7 protein-coding genes and 2 pseudogenes are annotated in these 7,243 nt (G+C 47.1%); 3 read left to right on the top strand and 6 right to left on the bottom strand.

The genetic code is table 11. The features are described from left to right. Window positions 1-116 precede the first annotated feature (116 nt). Entirely contained in the window at window positions 117-1,286 is a 1,170-nt protein-coding gene (locus RMO52_RS18695) for a glycosyltransferase family 61 protein (protein ID WP_310417262.1), read from the bottom strand. 60 nt (window positions 1,287-1,346) lie between these two features. Beyond that, complete coding sequence (locus RMO52_RS18690; protein WP_309739221.1) at window positions 1,347-1,469, bottom strand: hypothetical protein; 123 nt, start codon at window positions 1,467-1,469, stop codon at window positions 1,347-1,349. 38 nt (window positions 1,470-1,507) lie between these two features. On the opposite strand from RMO52_RS18690, the gene thrS reads away from it, so the two are divergent. Beyond that, window positions 1,508-3,316, top strand: coding sequence for a threonine--tRNA ligase (gene thrS / locus RMO52_RS18685; protein ID WP_310417257.1), 1,809 nt, complete (start codon window positions 1,508-1,510; stop codon window positions 3,314-3,316). A gap of 145 nt (window positions 3,317-3,461) precedes the next feature. On the opposite strand, the gene deoC is transcribed toward thrS, so the two are convergent. The 3 genes and pseudogenes from deoC to RMO52_RS18670 form a co-directional block, all read right to left on the bottom strand. Continuing rightward, window positions 3,462-4,145: a deoxyribose-phosphate aldolase gene (gene deoC / locus RMO52_RS18680; RefSeq protein WP_310417254.1), complete on the bottom strand. Its 684-nt coding sequence runs from the start codon at window positions 4,143-4,145 to the stop codon at window positions 3,462-3,464. A gap of 211 nt (window positions 4,146-4,356) precedes the next feature. After that, a complete protein-coding gene (locus RMO52_RS18675) occupies window positions 4,357-4,992 on the bottom strand; it encodes an HAS-barrel domain-containing protein (protein WP_309742417.1) in 636 nt (211 codons plus the stop codon). Between the two features lie 59 nt (window positions 4,993-5,051). Beyond that, window positions 5,052-5,249, bottom strand: a pseudogene (locus tag RMO52_RS18670) (Uma2 family endonuclease); the annotation flags it as partial. An 87-nt stretch (window positions 5,250-5,336) separates the two neighbouring features. Here RMO52_RS18670 and RMO52_RS18665 point away from each other — a divergent pair. Together RMO52_RS18665 and nth are read left to right on the top strand one after the other, a co-directional pair. Further along, complete coding sequence (locus RMO52_RS18665) at window positions 5,337-6,119, top strand: biotin/lipoate A/B protein ligase family protein (RefSeq protein WP_310417251.1); 783 nt, start codon at window positions 5,337-5,339, stop codon at window positions 6,117-6,119. Window positions 6,120-6,219: 100 nt separating this feature from the next. Then, a complete protein-coding gene (gene nth / locus RMO52_RS18660; protein WP_310417249.1) occupies window positions 6,220-6,909 on the top strand; it encodes an endonuclease III in 690 nt (229 codons plus the stop codon). Between the two features lie 145 nt (window positions 6,910-7,054). Here nth and RMO52_RS18655 read toward each other — a convergent pair. Beyond that, window positions 7,055-7,243: pseudogene (locus RMO52_RS18655) on the bottom strand (ISKra4 family transposase); the annotation flags it as partial.

Genomic DNA, 7,243 nt, shown 5'->3' with positions numbered 1-7,243 from the left:
CCCCTCTCCCAAGCTTGGGAGAGGGGAGCCAGAGCCGGAGGCGAAGGCGGGGTGAGGGCTGTTACTTTAATTATGTCCAGCTACTTATCTAGGCGCATCGAGAGAGTACGCTGTCGTTATGTATGCCCTGTAGTAATTCGTTCGGCATGTTTCAAGATCGCGATCGAGTCTCTTTCCGAGATGTGGAAGTCTGCTATATTGTTTTCGAGCCAATTTGAATTGTCACCTCGAACTGCCGAGCAAACGATCCGGTGATATTCAAGTCCGACGATGCGAGACACTCGTTCGTACATATCTGCCTTATCTTTGGGATTCGCTTTTCCATCCAGATCTGGCTGGTACCGATCTGAAAAAAGCTCATAGACGATGGCACCCCTTGAGGCAAACGCCAAATTTGAAAACCCTGCACCGTGCGTCCCGACAATCATCTTGGCTTGCGAGAACAATGAAATTTGCTGTGAGACTGTCAGCTCAGATAGCCTGTAGGTGCTAAATCCAACTGATTCTAGGAGCGTCCGGAGATAGTCCTCGTTCAGAAGTCTTCGTCCCCTCTTGCTATCTCCCCTGCTAATATAAATAAGTCTTTCTGCGATTGTGTTAGCAACACCCCCCCCGAGCGACTCCCTCAAAAATTTTACCACCCATTCTGGTGCGCCCTCGTCAAGATTTGGATGGCTAGTCGCGATCGTGTTAGTCGCTCGAAGATGCTGACATTCTTTGCTAGAGATGCGAGCGCCGACGGGGATTCCCAGTAAGTCTAGGGTTTCCTTCTGAAAGGAATACGTCTCCTCTGGGATTAAATACTGGGTGTTCTCGTCAAGATTGAGGATCGTTTTAGCGATATAAAGCCGAGGTAGAGCGTCATAAAGCCAGTGGAAATAGTTATTGTTTGCGCCGCCACCTGTGAGTAGGCTTACCACAGTTCCCTGGATGCGCCACGGAAATCGATCGAGCAATAGCTTTTGTGTGAGCAGGTGGTTTTCGATATCTGGCAGAGCTGCCGCTCCATCTGGATTATATTGCCATGACACCGCAGGCACCAGCGATCTTCGTGACATCACCGAAACATTGCCGCTGCGATCCGTGAAAATTCGACCGTTGCGTACGTTTACGACTTGATATGGACGATCGTCAATCCTCACCTCATGGACTTTGACATCCTCATGAACCCCACTGAGTAAGTTCTTGGGGGCATAGATTGCTGAGATAGCCCGCTTTATCGGGTAGGTAACAAGTTTTTTTAGACCCCGATCCAATCGCGCAATCTTTTCTTCGATCGTAGACATAGCGGCTCTACTCTCAACATTACTATCATTGTAATCCGATCGGTCGATCTACCGAACGACTCAGAGCGGCGGCGATCGCCCACCGTGCATCCCTTCTACCATTTCCCGATCGTAGCGCAGATTACTGGGTAAAATAGATCGAGTACAGAATAGATCTAACAGCGATCGCCGCATGTGTGGCACTGTTTAGAATATTGCATTTCCAGGGAACAGCTATAGTCATGTCTAACGCCGAACAGCCAGCGAAAATTCATCTACCCAAAACCAGCGAATCGGAAACCCTCAAAAAAATTAGACACACCACCTCCCACATCATGGCGATGGCGGTACAGAAGCTGTTTCCCAAAGCTCTGGTGACGATCGGCCCCTGGATCGAAAATGGGTTCTACTACGATTTTGATAGCCCTGATGCCTTTACAGACAAGGATCTGAAGACAATTCAGAAAGAGATGATCAAGATTGTCAATCAGAAATTGCCAGTCATCCGCGAAGAAGTCACCAGAGCCGAAGCCGAAGCGCGAATTTCCGCTTTAAATGAACCCTACAAGCTAGAAATTCTCGCCGGATTGCAAGAACCGATTACCCTCTATCACCTCGGCGATAAGTGGTGGGATCTGTGCGCGGGGCCACACCTCGAAAATACTGGCGATTTGCACCCCAAAGCCTTTAAACTCGAATCAGTTGCGGGTGCCTACTGGCGCGGCGATGAAACTAAAGCCCAATTACAACGCATCTACGGTACCGCTTGGGAAACTCCCGAACAGCTCGCCGAATACGAACGCCGCAAGGAAGAAGCCCTGCGCCGCGATCATCGCAAAATTGGTAAGGAACTCGGTTTATTTATCTTCTCAGAATTGGTCGGCCCTGGATTGCCATTATGGACGCCCAAAGGCACAATTCTCCGCAGTACTTTAGAAGACTTCCTCAAAAAGGAACAAACTAAGCGGGGTTATTTACCTGTCGTCACTCCTCACATTGCCAAAACCGATCTCTTTATGAAATCGGGACACAGGCAGAAATATAAAGAAGATATGTTCCCAATTATGGCGGACAATCTCGAAGATATTGCCTCAGATACTGGCTTTGTCATGAAGCCGATGAACTGCCCATTTCACATCCAAATCTATCAAAGTGAGTTGCGCTCCTATCGCGATTTACCGATTCGCTATGCTGAATTTGGAACTGTTTATCGCTACGAGCAATCTGGCGAACTCGGCGGCTTGACTCGGGTACGCGGCTTTACAGTCGATGACTCGCATCTATTTGTAACTCCCGAACAATTGGATGAGGAGTTTCTGAATGTCGTCGATCTCATCCTCTCGGTGTTTGAAAAACTCCGCCTCAAAAACTTCAAAGCACGACTGAGTTTCCGCGATCCAGCTTCTGATAAATATATCGGTTCCGACGATGCTTGGAACAAAGCCGAAGGCGCGATTACCCGTGCGGTTGAAAAGCTAGGCATGGATCATTTTATCGGGATTGGCGAAGCGGCTTTTTATGGCCCTAAACTCGATTTTATCTTTAGTGATGCACTCGATCGCGAGTGGCAATTGGGTACCGTCCAAGTAGACTACAATCTCCCCGAACGGTTTGAACTAGAGTACATCGACGAACATAGCAGCCGTCAACGTCCGGTAATGATTCACCGCGCACCTTTCGGTTCGCTCGAACGCCTAATCGGGATTTTGATCGAAGAGTATGCTGGTGATTTCCCCTTGTGGATGGCTCCGGTGCAGATGCGCTTAGTACCAGTCGCTCAAGACTTTATTCCCTTTGCTAAAGATGTTTGTACCAAGCTACTCGCCCTCGGCGTGCGTGCTGAAGTCGATACCAGCAACGAGCGGTTAGGCAAGATGGTTCGCAACGCTGAAAAGGAAAAAATACCCGTTGTGGGCATCATCGGCGGTAAAGAGGTCGAAGATAATACCATTAGCATTCGCACCCGAATCGAGGGCGAATTAGGCGCACTCAGCGTCGATGAAGTAGTCAAGCGCATGGTAGACTCGATCGCGAATTTTAGCGATTTCTAATCTCATTGCGTGGGATCTAGCGATCGTAAATGAGCAGCTTAACAGGTAGGGGCGGGCATCAAGCACCGCCCTTACCTGTTAACGTTACTGCGAGGAAATCGAATAGACGATCGAGATATACTACAAACTTGCTATTTTTAGAGATCTATCCCCCAGCTTTTGATTCCTGTTCGCGTTGTTTCAATAGCTCGATTCCCCAGGAAGTTCCGAGCCTAGTAGCTCCAGCTAAAATCAATTCTACCGCTCGATCGTGTGTACGGATGCCACCAGCGGCTTTGATGCCGATTTGGTCTTTGGTAAGATCCTTGAGAAATCGGACATCTTCTACCGTTACCGCTCCGCACCAACCCGTCCCCGTTTTGAGCATCCGTGCGCCTGCTTCCATGCAAATCTGAGCGGCGATTTCGCATTCTGGTGGCGTTAGCAGCGACATCTCCAAAATTGCCTTCACTCCTAGCCCAGTTGATTCGCAGATTTCAGCAATTTCGCGATGCACGTCATCGATTTTCCCGGCTTTTAGCCAGCCGATATTAATTACTACATCTAATTCTTGGGCACCATTTTCTGCCGCCTCCTGCGCCTCATATAGCTTGCTAGCTGTCGTAGTAGCTCCTGTCGGGAAACCGATAACCGTGCAAATCTGGGGACGTTTTTGGTGCAATAGAGCGGTCACTTGCCGCACATAGCAGGGGTTGACACACACCGCCGCAAAGTTAAATCTGTCGGCTTCTGCACACCATTGTTCGACCATTTCAGGTGTCGCAGTCCCGAGCAGGGAATGATCGATGTATGGTGCGATATCGATGTTCTTGGATTCTTCGATTGGCATCTTTTAATTTGTGAATTAGTGAATAGTTAGTAGTGGATAGTGGATAGTTGGTTTTTAAAAAGAGAGTATAAATAACGATCGTCAAAATGTAAGTAAGCGCAAATATTTATTAGATAGCTTTTGCCTGAAACTTAGATGGTGGGCAGTGCCCACCCTACTGGCTAGGTTTCACTATCCACTATTCACTATCCACTATCCACTATCTACTAACTTACCGAATTTGCGATAACACATAGCGCAACCTGTCATAATCATCCTTGAGAATCAGGCTCACAGTACGTCCGGCGGTGACTAGCCAAGACCTGTCTCGCGCTCTGAGCTGATGGATCTCGCGAATAGTGGCGGCGGTGAGTGCCTCGACAGGTGCCCCTTGAACTTGCAACAAGGTTCGCAAAAATTCTAACTGTTCGCTAAATCTAATAATCTCTTCTGGATCGCACTGATAGACCCCCTGGTGGATTTGAGGCGGGCGCGGCGGGAGGTATTGATACATTTGCCCCTTATCGTCTTCAAAGCCGATGATGGCTGCTTTAAACTCGGTTTTGAGCATCGCGAAAATCTGGGGCTGTTCTTCGCGCAATTCATCCAGCGACATCCCTAAAGCACGGGCGCGATGGACGGAATCGATCGGGGCAGTGGTAGCATGATAAACCACAGCGAGAATTTGATTGCCCGTTTCCTCATCGGCTGCTTTGACAATACTGCCAAAGGTAGGCATGATTGCTAGCTTGAGATCTTCTGGTTCTAAGCATTGAGCCAAAAATTCACAGGTAGATGTCTCGATTACCTCGGCGATATGCTGGGGGTTTTTGGCACCAATGCTAAATTGAGGTAAGGGTAAGCGCACGGGTAGGGGATAGGGGATAGGGAGACTGGGCGATGCTCCAAAGGAGAGGCTTCGCCAACGGGGTCATAGATATAATATTCGGTGACGCCATAGCGTTCGCAAAGCGTCTCGGAACGAGAATCGTAAAAACTTAACTTACGCTGCATTTCTGCTAGTCGATTGCCTGGAGATAAAATCTCGAAGACAACTTGCGGTGCAATTCCAGCTTCTTGCCATTGCTGGTAAGAACCTTTATCTCCTTTCGGTCTACCGTTGGCGTAGCCTCTCCTTTGGAGAATCGCGACTACTCCACTTGTAAATATAGCAGAATAGATAATCGGGTTATCAATTTGGAGTGCGAGTGATTGACTAATTCAAATACAATCTGGCGACTAATCCCACCGATTGAGACTACTGGAACGATGCAAATGCAGATCGATCGATGGTTATTAGAACAGCACATTCTAGGACAGATACCACCAACATTACGCTTTTACACTTGGTCGCAGCCGACGATTTCAATAGGATATCACCAACGCCACTACCCCGAGCATTGGCGATCGCTAGCATGGCACGTCCCGATAGATATTGTCAAACGTCCGACTGGTGGGCGGGGCGTATTGCATCAAGGCGATCTAACTTATGCCCTGATTGGTTCGGGATTTGTGGGTAAAAGGGTGGACGTGTATCAACAAATCTGTCAATTTCTCATTGACGGCTGGAGGTCGATCGGTGTCGATCTACAATACGGTACGGCAGGAACGGGGTATATTCACAATCCCAATTGTTTCGGTACGGCTACTAGTGCAGATCTAATTTGTACGGATGGTTATAAACTGATTGGGAGTGCCCAGTTGATTAAATCTGGGGCAATTCTTCAGCATGGTTCGATGCGACTCAATCCAGATTTAGATTTATTTGAAAAAGTATTTGGCGAATCTATCTCTTTGCCACTTGCATCGATCTTACAGTTGAATATTCCGATTATTGTTGATATGCTTACTCAAGCTGCTCGACAGCATTTTCAGGTGGAGTTTGAGATCGAACCTTTAAGCGATCGAGAATGGGCACACATTAGAAAAGATGCGAGCGATTTATCGAGTGTTGGTGCGTTATCCTGCGGAGTAACACACCCTACTGAAGATTAACTTAAAACTCTGGCGATGACAAAACCATCATAACCTTTACAGCTATATATTATCAAAGTTATGGTTCTTCACAATTTATCATCTAAGTAGAAATTCTGAAATGGTTATCGATCGCAAATGGACATCCAAGAAGAAACGAGCATTGGAAGTGTTGCTCAGATTAAAACGACTCTATCCAGATGCCACTTGTAGCCTAGATTATACGACTCCGGTTCAATTATTAGTCGCGACGATTCTTTCGGCTCAGTGTACCGACGAGCGGGTGAATAAAGTGACTCCAGCTTTATTCGCCAGATTTCCCGATGCTCGATCGATGGCATATGCCGATATTCTGGATATTGAAGAATTAGTGCGATCGACTGGATTTTATCACAATAAAGCTAAAAATATTCAAGGCGCTTGTCTCAAGATCGTTGAGGAGTTTGATGGCGAAGTTCCCCAAATCATGGAACAGTTACTCACATTACCAGGAGTCGCGAGGAAGACGGCAAATGTGGTTTCCGCTCATGCGTATGGCAATATTCAAGGGGTGACTGTCGATACTCATGTCAAACGGCTGACTAATTTAATTGGTTTAACCAAGCATCAAGATCCGATTAAAATCGAGCAGGATTTGATGAAGTTTTTGCCTCAAGCAGATTGGGAAAACTTTTCAATCATGACTATCTATCACGGTAGGGCTATTTGTAATGCGAGAAAACCTAATTGCCCTGATTGTGAATTAGCCGACTTGTGTCCATCAGCCCATCAGCCACCTAAAACAAAAGCTCAAGCGAGTGTTCGTAAATAACTGGTAGGGACATATCCCCGACTTCTTGGAGCAGTCGGGGATATGAGGGGATATGAGGGGATTACTGCAACTCTTTCAAAATGGTTTCTGCTGCTATTATTCCAGTCGCGCAGCCACCTTCCATAGGGAGCATCCCACTTTTTATTTAGCGATCGCTAATTAATCTGTTAATTTTGGCACAGCGATGGGCTTGTAATTGAGGAACATTTTCAAATTTCCACTGTGCCCCTGTTTTATTAGTGCGACGGTCAATCTGTTTAATTGTAGATTCAATCGCGCCAGAGCCAATTGAACAAATTTGTTCGGCTTGAAAATAATCATAATTAATTATGCG

This window comes from Chamaesiphon sp. OTE_8_metabat_110 (genome assembly GCF_031382685.1).
Classification (GTDB): domain Bacteria; phylum Cyanobacteriota; class Cyanobacteriia; order Cyanobacteriales; family Chamaesiphonaceae; genus Chamaesiphon.
Note: the sequence above shows the minus strand (reverse complement) of the source record. Positions and strands in the feature narration are given on the sequence as shown.